The 17861-nt window shown below is 47.8% G+C and carries 17 protein-coding genes; 5 read left to right on the forward strand and 12 right to left on the reverse strand.

Going from position 1 to position 17861, the window contains the following annotated elements; genetic code table 11:
- Position 1 precedes the first annotated feature (1 nt).
- A complete protein-coding gene (locus IDZ20_RS13765; protein WP_188152099.1) occupies positions 2–223 on the forward strand; it encodes a YheV family putative zinc ribbon protein in 222 nt (73 codons plus the stop codon).
- Positions 224–338: 115 nt separating this feature from the next.
- Here IDZ20_RS13765 and IDZ20_RS13770 read toward each other — a convergent pair whose 3' ends face one another.
- Genes IDZ20_RS13770 through IDZ20_RS13790 form a run of 5 tightly spaced genes read right to left on the reverse strand, consistent with a single transcriptional unit; the run spans position 339 to position 4611 of the window.
- Positions 339–1022 carry an SCO family protein gene (locus IDZ20_RS13770; RefSeq protein WP_188152015.1) on the reverse strand — a complete coding sequence of 228 codons (684 nt, stop codon included), beginning with the start codon at positions 1020–1022 and terminating at the stop codon, positions 339–341.
- An 11-nt stretch (positions 1023–1033) separates the two neighbouring features.
- Positions 1034–1957, reverse strand: coding sequence for a heme o synthase (cyoE, locus tag IDZ20_RS13775; RefSeq protein ID WP_188152016.1), 924 nt, complete (start codon positions 1955–1957; stop codon positions 1034–1036).
- Positions 1958–1977: 20 nt separating this feature from the next.
- Positions 1978–3171, reverse strand: coding sequence for a COX15/CtaA family protein (locus IDZ20_RS13780; protein WP_188152017.1), 1194 nt, complete (start codon positions 3169–3171; stop codon positions 1978–1980).
- 22 nt (positions 3172–3193) lie between these two features.
- The gene (locus tag IDZ20_RS13785; protein ID WP_188152018.1) at positions 3194–3799 is read right to left on the reverse strand and encodes a hypothetical protein; all 606 of its coding nucleotides are present in this window, start codon (positions 3797–3799) and stop codon (positions 3194–3196) included.
- An 11-nt stretch (positions 3800–3810) separates the two neighbouring features.
- Positions 3811–4611, reverse strand: coding sequence for an SURF1 family protein (locus tag IDZ20_RS13790; protein ID WP_188152019.1), 801 nt, complete (start codon positions 4609–4611; stop codon positions 3811–3813).
- A 147-nt stretch (positions 4612–4758) separates the two neighbouring features.
- Between IDZ20_RS13790 and IDZ20_RS13795 the strand changes: the two genes are divergently transcribed.
- Positions 4759–5016, forward strand: coding sequence for a DUF2909 domain-containing protein (locus tag IDZ20_RS13795; RefSeq protein ID WP_188152020.1), 258 nt, complete (start codon positions 4759–4761; stop codon positions 5014–5016).
- A gap of 113 nt (positions 5017–5129) precedes the next feature.
- Here the strand turns inward: IDZ20_RS13795 and IDZ20_RS13800 are convergent, their stop codons facing one another.
- From IDZ20_RS13800 to coxB, 4 genes are read right to left on the reverse strand one after another with little or no spacing between them, the layout of a single operon-like run.
- Positions 5130–6062 (reverse strand): cytochrome c oxidase subunit 3, encoded by a 933-nt coding sequence (locus IDZ20_RS13800; RefSeq protein ID WP_188152021.1) that lies wholly within the window; start codon positions 6060–6062, stop codon positions 5130–5132.
- A gap of 22 nt (positions 6063–6084) precedes the next feature.
- A complete protein-coding gene (locus tag IDZ20_RS13805; RefSeq protein ID WP_188152022.1) occupies positions 6085–6720 on the reverse strand; it encodes a cytochrome c oxidase assembly protein in 636 nt (211 codons plus the stop codon).
- Between the two features lie 33 nt (positions 6721–6753).
- Positions 6754–8304, reverse strand: coding sequence for a cytochrome c oxidase subunit I (gene ctaD, locus IDZ20_RS13810; protein WP_188152023.1), 1551 nt, complete (start codon positions 8302–8304; stop codon positions 6754–6756).
- A gap of 13 nt (positions 8305–8317) precedes the next feature.
- Positions 8318–9451, reverse strand: a complete 1134-nt coding sequence (gene coxB / locus IDZ20_RS13815; protein ID WP_188152024.1) for a cytochrome c oxidase subunit II — start codon at positions 9449–9451, stop codon at positions 8318–8320.
- Between the two features lie 354 nt (positions 9452–9805).
- Here coxB and IDZ20_RS13820 point away from each other — a divergent pair, with 354 nt between their 5' ends.
- Together IDZ20_RS13820 and IDZ20_RS13825 are read left to right on the forward strand one after the other, a co-directional pair.
- Positions 9806–11164, forward strand: coding sequence for an MATE family efflux transporter (locus IDZ20_RS13820; RefSeq protein ID WP_245792335.1), 1359 nt, complete (start codon positions 9806–9808; stop codon positions 11162–11164).
- Positions 11165–11348: 184 nt separating this feature from the next.
- Positions 11349–12026 (forward strand): hypothetical protein, encoded by a 678-nt coding sequence (locus IDZ20_RS13825; protein ID WP_188152025.1) that lies wholly within the window; start codon positions 11349–11351, stop codon positions 12024–12026.
- Between the two features lie 20 nt (positions 12027–12046).
- On the opposite strand, the gene IDZ20_RS13830 is transcribed toward IDZ20_RS13825, so the two are convergent.
- The 3 genes from IDZ20_RS13830 to IDZ20_RS13840 form a co-directional block, all read right to left on the reverse strand.
- Positions 12047–12466, reverse strand: coding sequence for a hypothetical protein (locus IDZ20_RS13830; RefSeq protein ID WP_223144975.1), 420 nt, complete (start codon positions 12464–12466; stop codon positions 12047–12049).
- A gap of 102 nt (positions 12467–12568) precedes the next feature.
- The gene (locus IDZ20_RS13835; protein ID WP_188152026.1) at positions 12569–14536 is read right to left on the reverse strand and encodes a DmsC/YnfH family molybdoenzyme membrane anchor subunit; all 1968 of its coding nucleotides are present in this window, start codon (positions 14534–14536) and stop codon (positions 12569–12571) included.
- Positions 14537–14650: 114 nt separating this feature from the next.
- Positions 14651–16840 carry a molybdopterin oxidoreductase family protein gene (locus IDZ20_RS13840; RefSeq protein WP_188152027.1) on the reverse strand — a complete coding sequence of 730 codons (2190 nt, stop codon included), beginning with the start codon at positions 16838–16840 and terminating at the stop codon, positions 14651–14653.
- Positions 16841–17192: 352 nt separating this feature from the next.
- Between IDZ20_RS13840 and IDZ20_RS13845 the strand changes: the two genes are divergently transcribed.
- Positions 17193–17861 (forward strand): YceH family protein, encoded by a 669-nt coding sequence (locus tag IDZ20_RS13845; RefSeq protein ID WP_188152028.1) that lies wholly within the window; start codon positions 17193–17195, stop codon positions 17859–17861.

Here is a 17861-nt window from a genome sequence, read left to right on the forward strand (position 1 = left end):
AATAAAGAAACGCTTTATCGCGGGCGCGGTTTGCCCGCGTTGCGGTGAAATGGATAAGATTGTTAACTACCACGATAGCGACAAGAATTATCGAGAATGTGTGGCCTGCGGTTTCAAAGATGAAATTCGCCTGCAATCTTCGCCGCAAGATTTAGAAACCCGAGTAAACAAAACTGAAGAACAAAAAGCAGCTGAGGTTCAGGTGGTGAAGTTAATGGATTAAAACCCACATTTAGATCTAGCCGCCGCTAAGCAAAAATTATCAGCAGCGGCTAGCAACCTGTTCCATACAACGAATCTTTAATACCTACCCTAGCCCTAAACCTCGCACAACCATATCAGTCAAACGTGGTGACGATTGACTGATAGGTGGTAGTTAATCGCGCAAGCTCAAATGGTGGCTTGAAGAAGCCGTTGTAGTGGCCATAGGGATTAATAAGCGCGATATTACCCGTATGATCAACTGTGTAATCGTTCTCCAGCATAACCTTCCTAAAGGCGATATTTAGGTTTTGGGTAAGGCCCATAATCTGCCGAAACTCGCCGGTAACACCGATAAAATCTTGATTAAAAAACGGCACATATTCAGCGAGCTTCTCCGGTGTATCTCGGGCGGGATCAACACTCACCATAATCACCTGCGTTTGATCACGGATATCGCTATTTAAATTTTTATATACTTGGCCAAGCTTTGCCATGGTAACGGGGCAAATATCGGGGCAGTGGCTAAAGCCAAAAAACACTAAGGTCCATTTACCTTTTAAATTCTCTAGATCAAAGGCTTCGCCGTTGTGATCGATTAGGCTAAAGTCTTCAATAATTCGCGGGTTATCAAACATTATTGCGCCGTTGGCGCGTAGCTCGATCGGCGACATTATTCGCGGGCTGAGTATCTTGTGTAAAAACATACTCATAAATAACGTCACAATTCCAGCAATACACAAAATTGTAATGGTTATTCCGCGTTTTTGCTTTGCAGTCTTTACTGACACAACACCCTGTGCCTCGCTATTTTCGTTCATATTTTGGCTTCTTAAGCTGGCATTAGTGGCTGTATTGGGAAGTAATAGTGGTCGATTAACATCACTACAAACAACGCCATTAAATAGACAATTGAATACTTGAAAGTATCCATACCGATAGACGGACGCTTACTTACCATCATCATCACGGCGTAGTATAAAAACCCTAATCCAAGCACTACGGCGCCCAATAAATAGAAGGTATTCAGCATACGCGTCACAAAGGGCAGCATGGTTACGATAAACATTATGATCGTATAAAGCAGAATATGTAGTTTGGTGTATTGCTCACCGTGAGTTACCGGTAGCATTGGAATTTCGGCGTTCGCATACTCGGCTTTTTTGTGTACCGCCAATGCCCAAAAGTGCGGCGGCGTCCAAGCAAAAATAATCAGCACCAACAACAATGCGTGACCGTGCACTTCGCCAGTAACCGCGGTCCAACCCAACAGCGGCGGTGCCGCACCTGCCAAGCCACCAATTACGATATTTTGTGGCGTTGTGCGTTTTAAAAATAATGTGTAAACAAACGCGTAGCCAACTAGCGATGCAAGCGTTAGCCAGGCGGTAATGGCATTCACCCAGACCAATAAAATAGTTAAGCCTGCAGCGCCAAGTACAGTAGAAAATAAGATCGCGTTTACGGGCGCAACACGGCCCATGGCAACAGGTCGATTAAAGGTACGCGCCATTTTCAAATCGATATGGCGATCGACCAGATGATTTACCGTAGCAGCTGAACCTGCACAAAGCGCAATCCCTAGGTTACCCAAAAGTAGTATGTCGATTGGCACCATACCGGGCGTCGCCAACAGCATTCCTATCACTGATGTTAACAGCATCAGCATTACAACCGTTGGCTTTGTTAGTTCGTAGTAGTCCCGCCAATGGTTGCGCAGTGCTTCCTGCACGATTTCTTCACGTGTTTCTGACATTTTAATTTCCAAGGTAGTACTTACAAAATGGGTTTAATACTGCGCAGACGATGATTGATCGCGACCATCACCAGTAACAATAATGCACCTACGGCGTTGTGTATTACCGCTACTGTAAGCGGCAGGCTAAAAATTACATTACTTATGCCGAGACTTACTTGTATACAGAGTACGGCGACTAAAATAATTGCCCAGCGGCGCGCGAAGCAATTGGAGCTTAGCCACAATTTATACGCTAAAAATAACACTGCTAGGCTCGTCACTATCGCGCCTATTCGATGTGTTAAGTGGATTGCAACACGCCCATAGTTATCCAATAGGCCGCCGAGATAATTGGGGCCCACATGCTGGAATATATTAAAACCATGGGCGAAATCAGTTTTCGGCCAAATGCTGTTCTGGCATAACGGAAAGTCAGGGCATGCCAAGGCCGCATAGTTCGAGCTGGTCCAGCCACCCAACATTATTTGTACTATTACGATCAGCATTGCTACAAGGGCAATTTTTTTCAATGTTGAAACAGGTACTGAGAAGTCACCCCGCCATTGCAGCCCCGAAACTTTTTGTAACAATAACCAAATCAGACTAATCGTGGCAAAGCCACCCATTAAATGGCCAGTAACAACTTGCGGCCACAGCTTAAGCGTTACCGTCCACATTCCAAATAGCCCTTGCACTATGACTAACCCTGCAAGTAGCGCCGGTAAAAGAAACGGTTTCGTTTCGTCACTTTGTAGTAACGACTGTTGATATTGATTTGAATACCGTAGGCGAATTAAATTTCCAAAGTATAGGGTCACCAACACTAGGAGTATTGGATCGAGACTATCGCCGATTACAATTCTCGCAACAGTTCCACTTATGAGCACGAGCAATAAGGCAACGATACTTTTCCAGGGCGCTGCTGGGGCTCGCATCGCCAATGCGAAACCGAATATCACTAGAATAACTAAACCCAGTTGGCTCGCAAAAATGCGATGGATTTGCTCGGGCCAGGTTTTATCCGTCTCAACCGGTGTGTCGACAAAGCTTTGGTTCGCGGCATGAATTTCATGGGCTTCGTTTGGCACCCAAAGATGTCCATAGCACGTGGGCCAATCAGGACAACCCAAACCGGCATCGGCCAAGCGGGTAAACGCACCAAGCACAACAACCACCGAGGCCATGGCTAAAGCGAGGCTAATTATCGCAATCCAAATTTTTTGTTTATTCATATCGTAATTCTAAAAATCTAAATTAGGGTGACGGATATTCAATAGAGTATTTTAAAGCGCGCTTCAAATCCTTGAGCAAGTCATTGCCATGGATAGTGGTGTCGTACTCCATCATCGCGAAGCCTTCTTGATCGACCAGTAAATAGTAGTGTCGATCCATCATGTCTTGATTGAACTCGGCTTTAGCCATCCACTGCTGCCACTGTTGTTCGGTCACGGTAACGCGCTTTAACAATGGGTGATCGGCAGCAATCGAGTCCAAATAAGTACTTCCATCTTGGCCTGCAAGATTTACTGCTACGCGCTCAACCCGCACACTTTTCTCGCCTAAACGTATATGAACTTGACGGGTTGTGTAGAGATTTTGCTGACACTGGTCGTTGCATAATTTCGGTACGGGAATCAGTAACCGCCAGCGTTTTTCTGTATCAAAACGTGCCAGTTCTGCGGCCTGATCCGGTAGTAGTATCGCTTTAACATTCACCGGCTTGGGTAAAAATACGCCGCTATTTACAGTGTGCTCGGGCACACCAATACCGGTGAAAAACATAAAATAAGCCGCTGCAATCGGTACTATAGTTACGCCAAATAATGCGTAGAGAGTTAATTTGTTTTTTTTCGTGCTCATAGGGTTTCTGTTCAAGTTTTAGGTGTACGAATATTTTTTAGCCAAGTAGCGATATTGGTGCTTGTAACAAACCAAATAATGAATAGCGCCGCCGCCATGCTAAACCACTGTACGGCGTAGCCACGATGCATTTGCGGCGACATGTTTATCGGTTGCCAATTTATGTTCAAGGCGCCAGCGCTGTCAGCGTCGAGCTGCATTATCATGTCGATTAGCGGCTGCTCTAGTTGTCTAGCCATCAACGCCGAATCCACTTCCAATAATCGGTAGGGCCAGGTGATTTTTGCGATGTCTTGTTGATCAATAAAACGTGAATTCGAAGGCTTTAACCAAGTGCCCGTAATTACGCGCTCGCCATCTGGCGTTGTGAATTCTGGATCGTCCATGCGGTAAGCGCTACCGGGTACCCAACCGCGATTAACTAAAACCGTTTCTCCTGAAAGTAGAAGAAACGGCATCACTATTTGATAGCCCAGATTACCGTCAAAGAATTTATTCTCGACTAACCAGTAGCGATCAGTACGAAATTCACCAATCATTTTAACGCGGCGGTAGCGCTGCGTGAGCTCATGCGGATCGGCTTTGTCGGCTGTTGCCTGTTCACTCGCAGCCGTGTCCCGCATGCTCGAGCCTTTATCACCTAGGTAATCGATCGGTGGCAGCGCTTGCTGCTGCAGCCAGCTTTGCTGTATTGTTTTCTTCTGCTCGCCACGATCAAGTTGCCAGACTCCCAAACTTATCAATAGCGGCAGCAACAGTGCGCTAAACAAGGTAATGCGCCAATTGATGTGGAGTTCGAACTTGCTGGCCATTAAGCTTGCCTTGATTTAATTTCGCTTTACGTTAGATTCACTTCACGTGCAATTTGTAAATCTAATTTTAAAAATACGGCTGATTTACCGGCCCTATTCTTAGAGTTCGCCCTGACCCACCCCGTTAACACTTTCTGGAGGATGCCAATGAGCGCAGCCCTGTTAAAATTTATCATCGTCGTACTTTTTATCGCGATGCTCGTCAGCTTAACTAGCGGCTTAGTATTTTTACTAAAAGATATGAGCAGCTCTGAATCAAAAAGAGCGTTGTATGCGCTAGGTGTGCGGGTCACACTGGCAATCTTGTTAATGTCGACAATCGGTTACGGTATTTATACTGGTAAACTTGGTAATACCGCCCCTTGGGCAAACCATGCTCAACAAACACAAAGCCCTGTAGAATAATCACGGCCTAACGCTTGCCACAGCAGAATTAAAATTACACTTCGCTTAATTAAAAAAGGAGTTGTTGAAATCCAATTCAACAACTCCTTTTGATTATCAATGGCTGCTGCGCCTTATCCCATAATGTAGACAAAGATAAACAACGCCACCCAGACCACGTCAACAAAGTGCCAATACCAGCTAGACGCCTCAAAACCGAAGCAATCGTGATGGCTAAAGTGGCCCTTAGTAACAGAGCGTAACCACTGAACCAACAACATGAAGGTACCCATGGTAACGTGCAAACCGTGGAAGCCGGTCAACATGAAGAAGGTTGTACCATATACGCCAGTTTCTAAAGTAAGGCCCATATGCTGGTACGCATGCAAATATTCTTCGACTTGTAATATCAAGAAGATAATACCCAGCACAACAGTTAAACCCAACCAAGCGTTAAAGCCAAACAGACCGCCTTTTTTGTTGTTCTTCAATGCTGTATGCGCGAAGTGCACGGTAAAGCTGGAAGTAATCAGTACTAGAGTGTTCCAAAATGGTAACCAACCAGTCCAGTTGCCGACACCTGGGTTACTCATATTTTTTTCCGGACCAAAAACGCCGGCACCTTCACCGTTGGCCGCCATATCGGGGGTAACCATTAAAGGCCAGTCAGCTTGGAAACCACCCCACAACAATTCGCTGGTCGGGCCGGTACCCAAATGCGGTAAAGACATGTTACGCAAGTACCAAAGCGCGCCAAAGAATGCCGAAAAGAACATAACTTCACTGAAGATGAACCAACCCATGCCCCACACAAAGGAGCGCTTAAGCTGGGCGCTATTTAGACCGCGCATGTTTTCATCTACAACGATACTAAACCATTTGAACAGAACAAATGCCAACAGCGCAAAACCCACCAAAAATATGGTAAAGCCGCTGCCGTCTTTGTCGGCCGATAGTTCGTTTAAATAATTGCCTAAGCCGAATACCGTCAAAAATAGCGCTATCGATGCAAAGATCGGTAACTTACTTTGTTCCGGTACATAATAGGTTTCGTGTTGGTGTTCCATCAAAAATACCCCGCTTGTTCTTCTAGCGTGCGGTTAAGGTTTGTGAGTCGGCAGTCGCCGGTTGCTCAGTGGATATTCGTTTTTGTACGAGTTCTTTCTGTTTTTGCTCTACTGCTTCTTTTGCACTTTCCGTAACATCGAACAACGTATAGGAAAGCGTTATCGTATTCACTGCCTTCGGCAGCTCTTGATCAACGATAAACTGCAAGCCAAGTTCAGCTGTTTCACCCGGCGCAAGTGTCTGCTGGTTAAAACAAAAACATTCTGTTTTGTGAAAATAGTCGGTCGCGTTGTGTGGAATTAAACTCGGTATCGCCTGCGCCACCATGATTTTCTCGGTGGGGTTGTGAGCGATAAAGTTGGTAACCACAGCCTCACCAGGATGCACCTGTATAGAAAAGTCCTGGGGCGAAAACCCCCAGGGCATGCCTTCATTATTGGTGCTAACAAACTGCACCTTTACGGTACGGCTGGTATCCACTTTAGCTTCGACCGCGGTGTACTGACCTTTAGTTTTACCATTGAGGCCAGTCACCTCACAAAACAAATCGTAGAGCGGCGGCATTACCCACATAGCAAACACAAACATCGCGCCCGCTAAACTGAGTAGTTTGAGTACGGTGGTACGAAGTTGTTTACGATCCGACTCGGTTGCCATGCTCTACATCTAACCCGCTTTAATCTATTTGTATTACTTCACTTCTGGTGGCGTGGTGAAGGTGTGATAAGGAGCTGGTGACGCTACGGTCCACTCCAAACCATGTGATCCTTCCCAAACTTCAGCCGTTGCCTTTTTGCCACCACGAATCGTTTTGACTACGTTGTACAACAAAAGGAGCTGCGCTGCGCCAAACATGAATGCACCAACAGAGGAGATCATGTTCCAGTCCGCCCAGAGCGGGTTGTAATCGGGGATACGACGCGGCATACCCGCCAAACCCGAGAAGTGCATTGGGAAAAAGGTAATGTTCAAACCAATAAAGGCCGTCCAGAACTGTACTTTACCCATAGTCTCGTCGTACATGTGACCGGTCCACTTAGGTAACCAGTAGTAAACCGCAGCGGTGATCGAGAAGATCGCACCCGGTACTAGTACATAGTGAAAGTGAGCAACAACGAAGTAGGTATCGTGGTACTGGAAGTCAGCCGGCGCCATTGCCAACATCAAGCCAGAGAAACCACCAATCGTAAACAGCACCACGAAGGCAATAGAGAACAACATGGGGGTTTCGAAGGTCATAGACCCGCGCCACATAGTGGTGACCCAGTTGAATACCTTAACGCCTGTGGGTACCGCAATCAGCATAGTCGCGTACATGAAAGCAACTTCGCCCAACAGCGGCATACCAACGGTAAACATGTGGTGCGCCCAAACGATAAAGCTCAAGAACGCGATCGACGCGGTGGCATAAACCATTGAGGAGTAACCAAACAACGGCTTGCGCGCGAAGGTTGGAATAATCGCACTTACCACACCAAATGCTGGCAAAATCATGATGTAAACTTCTGGGTGACCAAAGAACCAGAACACGTGCTGGAACAATACTGGGTCGCCACCACCGGCCGCATCAAAGAAGCTGGTGCCAAAGTGAATATCCATCAACATCATGGTTACAACACCTGCAAGTACCGGCATTACGGCAATCAACAAGTAAGCTGTAATCAGCCAAGTCCAAACGAACAAAGGCATTTTCATCAGGGTCATACCTGGTGCACGCATGTTCAAAATGGTGGCGATAATATTGATCGACCCCATAATTGAGCTCGCACCCATGATGTGTACCGCAAAGATAAAGAAGGTTACGGACGCAGGAGCATAGGTGGTAGATAGAGGAGCGTAGAATGTCCAACCAAAGTTTGGCGCACCACCTTCCATAAAGAGGGTAGAAGCCAGCATTGCGAAGGCAAACGGAAGAATCCAGAAGCTCCAGTTATTCATGCGCGGTAAGGCCATATCTGGAGCACCGACCATCATCGGGATCATCCAGTTTGCCAAGCCAACGAATGCTGGCATCACCGCACCAAATACCATCACCAAACCGTGCATGGTGGTCATTTGGTTGAAAAAACCTGGTTCAACTATCTGTAAACCCGGCTGGAATAATTCTGCGCGGATAACGAGCGCAAAAATACCGCCGAGGAAAAACATCGCGAAGCTGAACCAAAGGTACATGCTACCAATGTCTTTGTGGTTGGTTGTGTAGAACCAACGGGACAAGCCTTTCGCAGGACCATGTGCCATGGTTACGACCTCCTTATTGGCCTTGCTTAAAATTCACAACGTCGATTGGCTGGACAGATTCGCCCATATTGTTGCCAAACGCGTTACGCTGGAAGGTAATCACTGCTGCAGATTGAACTGGAGTCAGCTGTTCGCCAAACGGAGGCATACCTTGACCGCCGTTGATTACTCGATCTAAGTGCAACTTGATATCGCCAGTAGCAATAGTGCTGTCCTTAATCGCCGGGAACATTCCGGGAATACCTTCACCACCGGCTTGGTGACAAGCGGCGCAATAGGTTTCGTACACACTTTCACCTTCGGCATAAAGCTGGTCGAAAGTAAGCGTTTGCTTCGCGGCTTCAGCTACTGCCGCAGCTGCTGCACGTTTTTCTGCCATCCAAGCGTCATACTCTCCCTGCTCTACGGCTTTAACCACAATCGGCATAAAGCCGTGGTCTTTACCGCACAACTCAGCACACTGGCCGCGGAACAAACCGGGCTCTTCGACATAAGTCCATGCTTCGTTGATATAGCCGGGAATCGCATCGCGCTTAACAGCTAGATCGGGAACCCACCAACTGTGGATAACGTCATTAGCCGTTACCAAAAAGCGTACTTTCTTTTTGGTAGGAATTAACAATACCTGATCAACTTCGAGTAGGTAGTTTTCCGATTTGGCGTCTTTGGTGTAGATCTCCTCGCGTGAGGAATCGCTCAGGTTTGCAAAGAAGCTGACATCTTCACCCAGATATTCGTATTTCCACTTCCACTGATAACCCGTGATCAAGATATCAACGTCCGCATCAGCGGTATCGTAAATCTTGATCAAGGTGGAAGTTGCTGGGAATGCCATAGCAATCAAAATTGCAAATGGGATTACGGTCCAGACAATTTCCAGCTTAGTGCTGTGGTGAAATTGAGCCGCTTCCGCTCCACGTGATTTGCGGTGAGCGAACATGGAGTAAAACATCACCCCAAACACCACTGCACCAATGCCGACGCACCACCAGAAAATCGTCATGTGCAAGCTATACACTTCACGACTTACTTCCGTTACGCCTTCGGTCATATTTAGCTGCCACTCGCCTGCAGCAGCCAACGAAGGCAACACCACAATGGAAAATGCGAATAGCAGAGCGAGCGACCGCTTGGAAATACTTAACATCGCCCTATCTCCGTATTGAACTAGGAAAAATTATTTGTGTTGACCCTTATGGGAGGCGGGATATGCCATTATAAGGGCTGCAGTTAAGGCCGACCGGTTGTATCGAGGAACACCCCGAAAACCGCTCTTACTGCGTTTACCAATACCGTCCCAGCATCACTACAACACGATAAAACGTCTGTAATGATGACACATGGCACTAAATCGTAAACGACAGGCGCAAGAGGGCTGCGGCATCTTGTCGCAGCGGGCGATTATAGCGGGAGCGGGAAGCATAAGTAAGGGCTAAGAGCCCCACATCTGCGGATTTCTCACAATTACATACTTTTGGTACGGTTAAAGAACAGGTGATTTGTGCAAATATCGGCCAAAGGCCTTAGGAATAGCTTTTTTCTATTGCCTCACCGCCAGGCGTGGCAGTTGGCTTGGCCAATGACGTTAAGCAATATTTCCAACCCCCTCATGGGCATGGCTGATACAGCGATGCTTGGCCACCTCCCCGACGGCATTTACCTTGGTGCGGTCGCAATAGGGGCTAATATTATGGCCCTGCTGTTCTGGATGTTGGCATTCCTGCGGATGGGTACCACCAGCTTTGTCGGTCGCCACTACGGCAGCGGCGATGATGATGCGCTACTTAAGCACCTCGGCCGGAGTATCGGTGTAGCGCTGACCATGGGGCTTAGCCTAATCGCGCTACAGTGGGTACTGATCAACCTCGCCGTGCTATTAATAGCCCCGAATGCCGAACTTTCGCAACTCGCACACCAGTACTGCACCATCCGAATCTACGGCGCACCCGCCGTATTACTCACCTACATTGCCATAGGTACGCTTATCGGGCTGCAAAACACACGTCTGCCACTTTTGATTGCTGTGGCAAGTAACGCCCTTAATATTGGCCTCGACTACCTTTTTATTGTGCGCTTTAACTGGCTTAGTGCCGGCGCCGCCTACGCAACACTCATCGCCGAATACAGCGCCTGCGCCCTTGCCATATACCTCTGTATCAGGCTGCTACGGCGCAAACTGCAACAGCTGTCGTGGCAACAACTCACTAATGGGCTTGTCGACTGGCCTCAGTGGCGCAAGCTTTTAAGCCTAAACAGTGACTTATTTATACGTACCGGTGCACTGCTATTCGTGTTTAATTTTTTTACCGCTCAAAGCGGCCGCCTCGGTGAAGAGGTGTTAGCGGCGAATGCGATCCTCATGCAATTTGTACTTTTTATAGCCTTCGGTCTCGACGGTTACGCCCATGCGGTAGAAGCGATGGGCGCGCGTAGCCTTGGGCAGGGGAATATGGCGGCTTTCCTACGTGCCTGCGGCGCGGCGTGCAGCGCGGCATTAGCCGTCGCACTAACATTAACACTGGTCCTGGCATTTGGTCAGAGTAGCTTTATATCGATATTCACCGATAACACTGATTTGCGTTTAGGGGTGGCAGAATATTTTGGATGGATTATCATGCTGCCCCTTGTGAGTGTTTGGACCTACCTTCTCGACGGCATTTTCATTGGCGCCGGCCAAACTCGGCTGATGCGTAATTGGATGCTCTTTTCAGTTCTCTGTTGTTTTCTCCCGCTTTGGTGGCTGACTGACGACTGGCAAAATCACGGTCTCTGGGCCAGCTTTACACTCTTTAACCTTGTTCGCGGGGCAAGCCTAGCCAGAGCCTTCTATACTCTGACGAAGCAACGCTATTGGTTTTGATGTGGCGCAATTTCCCGCTTGCTACTATTGTTAAAGTAACCTCTAGGTTCAGAGCAAAAACACATAAAGCGCTTAAGGTATGCGACTTGCTTTGTAGTTCGCAACCTCTACACGCTTGCGCCTTGAAACGCCAGCCTGCGCCGACGGTTTTTGCCTCTAGCCTACATTAGCGTCCTTGTGATTTATGACAGAGTCTAGAATTTTGCTTATCCGTAAGTCTATTGCCGAAGCACAACGCATCGAATCCGAACAGCATGGCCTCGACGCGTACCTACAAGCCCGCCTGCCGGGGTTGCACCATAGTATTGCTTTACCGCGCGACAACGCTGTCCCTGCACTTCGGCTTTTTGTGACACGCTATATCGAGCAGGTTCCCGATTTTATCGAAGCGCTAACCGACCTCACGGAATCGGCCGGCGTGTACAACTATGCGAAACGATTTTTAACCATAGCGGAAGATTATTTTTTTCAACCGCCAGAACTGGTTGAAGCAAATGAAGGTATGCGGGCATTAATCGACGAAGCTTATTTGGCTCACCGGTTAATCGAGGAATTAAACGATCGCGTTATTATGACTTGCGGCGTACCCCTGTCACCTATGGATATGACGCTCGCCAATATTATTGTTCACGACATTATTGGCGAAGAGTTTGCCAATCAGCTAGATTTGGCCGTGCACTATTCAATTGAGGCGCTCTTTGAAACTGAGAATTTTTGTAAGGCCGCGGATTTTGAACGCTACTTAAAGCAGCATCACAAAAATGGCTGGAAGTTTGCCATCGATAAATGGCCGTGCTTAGCCCGCGATTTAAAAATTACACTTGATCTCGACGACAATGCACCGCCGCCAAACGTTCACTAACTAGATACCGCCAAACATTTCTAGCCGCCGACTTGCGGCGGGGTGGTACGCGCAACCCATTCCCACCATTGCTGTTCGCCGTCGGCGGTTGTATCTTTGGTTTGGTGAACATCCCAAGTCACTAAATAATCTGGGTCCTGCACTTTCACACCATCTTGACTGGTGTGGAACTCCCCCTTCGGGGCACTAAACCAACAACTAAGATTGGCCGGCAAAATAAAATCGGCGGCACTGCCATCGGCCTTCTGTTGCAGCTGCAACGTAATTCCCATTTCGGCGTCTACCGCTGTTACGCTGCCAGTAATTAAATTTTGCTTAAGCAATTCGCCCTGAAGGTTGAAGTAACTTAAACCAACCAAACAGGTTTTATTGACCACATCAGCTAAGGTCAACCCTGTCACGTCCTGTATCGGTATGCTTTTGCTTTCATAAGTATTCACTTGCACTAACTCTTTCCTTTAGCTCTCAACGACGAGCGACAATTATTCGCTATTCTTTTATCGCGCCTCCACCATTAACAAGATAGGCACACCACCTGCAGCCTAGTGATGCAGCGGAGCAACGCCGGTAGCTGGGTTATTCGCCAAACCGATATCCCGCGCATGATCTTCAAAGCCTTTGTTCTTCCAAAAGAACGCGCCGGGCATAGTTGTTGGAATAACCAAAATATAGAAGAGTGCCCGACCAATAGCCGCAGTGAAAATATTCACCAACGCAAGTGCAATCCAAGCCGCTAGAATCCAGAACGTACTGAACCCTTCACTCGCCAAAGTCAACAAACCGAGGCTGGCTATTAAATTAAGGCCAAGTAGCCAGTTGCGCATTACATAGGTTTTTCCGAACGTCGTACACTGCACATAATGTGAGGCGGCACCTTCGTGTTCAGCCCTATTCATATCATGATTGTGTCCGATCAAGCCTATTGCTTCGATTGCCAAACCAATACTAAAGCAAGACAGCAACACGACCAATGCCTGAGTAACGTCTGCGCCTTGTACAAGTATGGTCGACACAATAATTGCGCCGGCAAAGGTCGCGCCCAGCGATAGGCTGTTACCGACAAACGAGGTTCCAGTTTGCCAGTGATCCCAAAAAGGTCGAGCCTTAATACGATAGCAACGGCACATATAGTAGATACCACCAATCCCGGAGATTAACGCAAACAAGCCCGCGCCCAAGATATAGTTTTGTAGATTAAGGCTACTGCTAAGCACTGTTAAATCAAAATCAAACCAATCGCTCAACCATTGATTAATAGTCTGATTTAACGGCAGTGCGAACAGCGCCGTTAAACCGCCGCCAGCTGCGAGCATCGACAAGCCGAAACCTTCTCGCGCCATAGGCGAGTGCCGCAAGTTGTTAAAACCTCGATAAAAGCGCATCGGTTTACCTAGGTGGGTAACGCTCATCAACAAACCGAATGCGGTGAAAACCACACTTACAACGCAGAGCACAAAAAACATATCGCTCGACATAAATTCAACAAAAGGCGCAATGCCAAATAGCGCCGCTACAAATGGAATTGAAAACAAGCCAAATGCAGCTTGAGCAAACAACGTAAACAGCACTAGTGGATTTTCTCGGCTGTTTAATCGTGACAAATTCCAAAAACGTGCCTTACCCTGCTTCTGATCGACAACAGGTTTGTAACTACCTTTCTCATCGCGATGATATTTAATCGGCATTGAATCGGTGCGACTCATTTCCATTGGCATGGTTTTAGTTTGCTGGAAGCGAATATTGGGGTGAGTAATCTCTGGGTCGGGAAATCCGGGTATAGAGGTTTTACACTGCTCGCGATTTTCCGGTGTGTTTTCGATTACGCCGAAATCTAAGGCATTACCAATACAAGCCGATACACAGCTTGGCTTTAAGCCAACTTCTAAACGATCGACACACATATTGCACTTGCTAACTTGGCCTTTAATGGGGTCTAGCTGCGGTGCATTGTAGGGGCATACCCAAGTACAGTAGCCGCAACCAAAACAGGTTTCGGGGTCTTGTAGAACCGCGCCGTATTCGGCGTGTTTTGTATAGGCGCGTGTCGGACAGCCTTTTAGGCACACCGGATCATCACAGTGGTTACACGCCATGGAAATATTCATGCGCTTGTAGTCAGGATAAGATCCGCCCTCTACATAGCCGACACTTCTAAAGGCAATGTGCGCAGGGTTTTCATTTTTTTCTGAACAAGCCGCTTCGCACGCGTGGCAGCCAATGCAGTTATCGGCGGTAAAGAAAAAACCATGCTGCTTATTTCGATTCGGATTGCTGCCGACTTCTGGGTTGTCATTAATAAACATCGGTCGATTTGCATCGAGCCCAGTAAGCTCAACCAAATCGATTAACTGGCCGTAGCGGTTTTGATCTTTAATTGGTTGCTCGGGCAAAAAAGCATAGGGCTGCTCTTGGGTTCTAACTTCCCAATGGTTGGAGCGCCCTTTTTGCTCTTCACCAAGCTTGGCGGTTGCGGGATCGAAACTTTGCACCGGGTCTTTAATTTCGCTCATTTGCGTTTTCCAAAATAATGCTTGTTTGCCAAATTTTGATGGAGCTAGCTGCGCAAGCTCAGGCGTTTACTTTTTAATAGGTCGACTTAATAGGTACGACTTAATAGGTACGACTTAATAGGTACGACTTTCAACGTTAGTACGTGCCGCTTCTTCCTGATCGACCTGTTCAATCCGCACCGAACACTGCTTGAATGCCGGCTGTCGCGAATAGGGGTCAAGTAAGCCGAGGGTTAAGCGGTTTACACAATCGTGAAAGTGGAACGGAATAAACACCATATTGCGCGGCACTCGCTGGGTAAGCTGTACCATCACCACCGCATCACCGCGGCGACTAGTGAGGCGCACATAGCTTTGGTGAGCAATACCAAGATCATTGGCCGCGTCTGGGTTCATTTCCATATAGGGTGTTGGGCTGAACTTGTTGCAGTTGCCGATTTTTCCGGTGCGCGTTCGCGTGTGAAAATGTTCCACTACACGGCCACTGTTTAGCCAAAAAGGATATTCCTTACAGGGCTGTTCGTTGTTATTGAAAAACTTAACCGGAATTAAATTCGCCTTGCCATTTGGGGTTTGAAATTTCCCATCGCCGTATAAACGCGCCTCGCCTTTCAAGCCTTCGTCGCCTTCACGGTACGGCCACTGTATGCCGCGCGCGGCGATAATTTTTTCGTAACTCATGCCGGAAATGTCCAAGGTACGGCCCGCACCTTTGGAAAGGTGTTTCATTTCATTAAACGCTTCTTCCGGCTGCTCTGGGAATTTTATTTTTTTGCCGTTTTCGAAACGCTTAGCCATCTCGTTAAAAATCCAAAAATCAGGCTTTGAGTTGGCGTAAGGCGGAATCACATTACTAATTAAATTAACACGGCGTTCGGTATTGGTATGGCAACCTTCTTTTTCGGCCCAGACGGAAGCGGGAAAGTAGACATGTGAATATTTATTTGTTTCGACATCTTCGTAAACGTCTTGTACCACCAGAAATTCAAGGTTTTCAAACGCTTTACGAATACGCGCTTGATTCGGCATAGAGGTTAACGGGTTGGTAGCAACCAACCAAAGGCCTTTGATTAGCCCCGCTTCAATGGCAGGAAATATATCGGTTTGAGTTAGGCCGCGCTTCTCAGGAAAAAACTCAGAATCAATCCCCCAAAAATTGGCGATTTCCTCACGGTGCTCCGGCTTTTCTAAAGCGCGGTAGCCAGGCAAGCCTGAGCAGGATGACCACTCACGCGTGCCCATAGCGTTACATTGGCCCGTAATAGACAAACTGGTGCCGCCGGGTTTACCGATATTGCCGGTTATTAGGTTGAGGTTGTTGATGTTGCACACTCCATCAGAGCCGTGCGTGCTCTGATTAATACCCATGGTCCAAATACTCATCGCCGACGGCGCATTGGCGTAGATGCGAGCAACGTTGCGAATGGTGTCTTCGTCGATACCACACACATGTTGGGCCGACTTTGGATCGTAATCTTGGACTAGCGCTTTAATTTCATCGAAGCCCTGGGTGTTGGCATCGATATAGTCTTGATCTTGCAAGCCTTCATTGATAATCACATGCATCATTGCGTTGATAAGAACGCAGTCGGTACCCGGTGTGATCGGCAGGTGTATATCGGCAAACTGCGCCAGCATTGTGACTCTGGGGTCGACCACAATCAGCGGGAATTTTCGCTTTTCCAAGGCTTCTTTTAAGCGCCAATAAATGACTGGGTGTTGCTCGGGCAAGTTGGAACCAAAGGCCATAAAACAGTGGGTGTGCTCAAAATCGTCATAGCAGCCGGGCGGGCCATCTGAACCAAACGAACGCTTGTAGCCACTCACCGCCGACGCCATACAGAGGGTTGTGTTGCCATCGTAATTATTGGTGCCGATACAACCGCGTACCAGCTTACCGAGGGTGTAAAACTCTTCGGTTAACAACTGACCGGTCGATACCACGGCAAAAGCATCGCGGCCGTATTTGGCTTGAATCTCTTTGATCTTCTCCGCAGAGGTATCTAAAGCTGTATCCCAGGTCGTCTTTTCGAAGGCTTCATAGTGTTTTTTTCTAATTAAGGGCTCGGTGCCGCGTCCGGGGCTGTTAAACAAATCGTGCTCGAGCAAGCCCTTGATACAAAGCTTGCCTCGATTTACGTCTGCGCCAGCGTGACCACGACTAGTGACGATTTTTTTATCTTCATCCACGCCGATCTCAATCACACAGCCAGTGGAGCAATAGTTACAGGTGGTGTATTTCCACTCTTTAACTTGCTTGGCGGGGATCACAATGGGTTTTCGATTCTTTCGTCCGAACAGCATAGGTAGAGACCCTAGTAATACGAATATTCTGAAAGCTATGTTTAGCAGGTTCTATGCCAGCTAAAATAGCTATAAATATCAAGTAGTTAACAATTAGGGCTCAGGCTCGCGTGTTCACTTTCAGTGCTTTGCGCACCTATATATGGCAATTCGCTTTAGCTGATTTTAGCTTTGACTCTCGCAAGCCCGCTGTTGCAGTGCATTCATGCACACATTCTGTGCGCCATGCGGTTTGGTGGTTTGTCGAAATAGAACGAATCCCTGCTGGTGCACTAGTACGCCTTTAGGGCAACATTGCCTAAGGCAACCTTGTCATCAGGTTATGAAAACTATTCTTTAAGCAGGTACCGATATGCAAATGCAGTTAACCGCGCTAGAAACCCGCGTACTCGGCGTATTGATGGAAAAAGCTACCACCACTCCCGATCAATACCCCCTGTCCCTCAATGGCCTAACCACCGGCTGTAATCAAAAAACGAATCGTGACCCCGTCCTCGAGCTATCAGAAACCGAAGTGCAAGCCACACTCGACAGCCTGATCAAAAAGCTACTGGTATCGGAAGTACGATTTGGCTCCCGAATTGCTAAATACCAGCATCGCTTTGCCAATTCGGAGTTCAGTGAATATAAGTTTAGCCCGCAAGAACAAGCGCTGATCTGTGTGCTCTTTCTGCGCGGCGCGCAAACCCCAGGGGAATTGCGTACGCGTACCAACCGATTGTGTAGTTTTGACGATGTTGAGCAAACCGAAGCTGTATTAAAAGGCTTAGTAGCCAAAGGCGGTGGCCCCTACGTGGCCTGCTTACCGCGGCAACCCGGACGTCGCGAATCACGTTATGTACATCTGTTTAGCGGCGAGCCCGACCTGGCGGCACTCGCCGACAACGACACTTCGGCACAGGTAACCAGTGCCGCAACACCCGCAGCTGCTGAACCCTCACAAGAACTGTTGGATCGAATCGAATTACTAGAAGCTATGGTGGAAGAGCTGCAAGCTAGAATAACGGCGCTAGAGTCATAG

The organism is Teredinibacter waterburyi (assembly GCF_001922985.1).
Taxonomy (GTDB): Bacteria; Pseudomonadota; Gammaproteobacteria; order Pseudomonadales; family Cellvibrionaceae; genus Teredinibacter; species Teredinibacter waterburyi.

Bases quoted from the DNA above. Each gene is read 5' to 3' on its own strand.
- IDZ20_RS13800 (WP_188152021.1), bottom strand. From the start codon at position 6,062: ATGGAACACCAACACGAAACCTATTATGTACCGGAACAAAGTAAGTTA.
- IDZ20_RS13845 (WP_188152028.1), top strand. From the start codon at position 17,193: ATGCAAATGCAGTTAACCGCGCTAGAAACCCGCGTACTCGGCGTATTG.
- cyoE (WP_188152016.1), bottom strand. From the start codon at position 1,957: ATGTCAGAAACACGTGAAGAAATCGTGCAGGAAGCACTGCGCAACCAT.
- IDZ20_RS13840 (WP_188152027.1), bottom strand. From the start codon at position 16,840: ATGCTGTTCGGACGAAAGAATCGAAAACCCATTGTGATCCCCGCCAAG.
- IDZ20_RS13825 (WP_188152025.1), top strand. From the start codon at position 11,349: ATGACAGAGTCTAGAATTTTGCTTATCCGTAAGTCTATTGCCGAAGCA.
- IDZ20_RS13785 (WP_188152018.1), bottom strand. From the start codon at position 3,799: ATGAGCACGAAAAAAAACAAATTAACTCTCTACGCATTATTTGGCGTA.
- IDZ20_RS13805 (WP_188152022.1), bottom strand. From the start codon at position 6,720: ATGGCAACCGAGTCGGATCGTAAACAACTTCGTACCACCGTACTCAAA.
- IDZ20_RS13795 (WP_188152020.1), top strand. From the start codon at position 4,759: ATGAGCGCAGCCCTGTTAAAATTTATCATCGTCGTACTTTTTATCGCG.
- ctaD (WP_188152023.1), bottom strand. From the start codon at position 8,304: ATGGCACATGGTCCTGCGAAAGGCTTGTCCCGTTGGTTCTACACAACC.
- coxB (WP_188152024.1), bottom strand. From the start codon at position 9,451: ATGTTAAGTATTTCCAAGCGGTCGCTCGCTCTGCTATTCGCATTTTCC.
- IDZ20_RS13790 (WP_188152019.1), bottom strand. From the start codon at position 4,611: ATGGCCAGCAAGTTCGAACTCCACATCAATTGGCGCATTACCTTGTTT.
- IDZ20_RS13780 (WP_188152017.1), bottom strand. From the start codon at position 3,171: ATGAATAAACAAAAAATTTGGATTGCGATAATTAGCCTCGCTTTAGCC.
- IDZ20_RS13770 (WP_188152015.1), bottom strand. From the start codon at position 1,022: ATGAACGAAAATAGCGAGGCACAGGGTGTTGTGTCAGTAAAGACTGCA.
- IDZ20_RS13835 (WP_188152026.1), bottom strand. From the start codon at position 14,536: ATGAGCGAAATTAAAGACCCGGTGCAAAGTTTCGATCCCGCAACCGCC.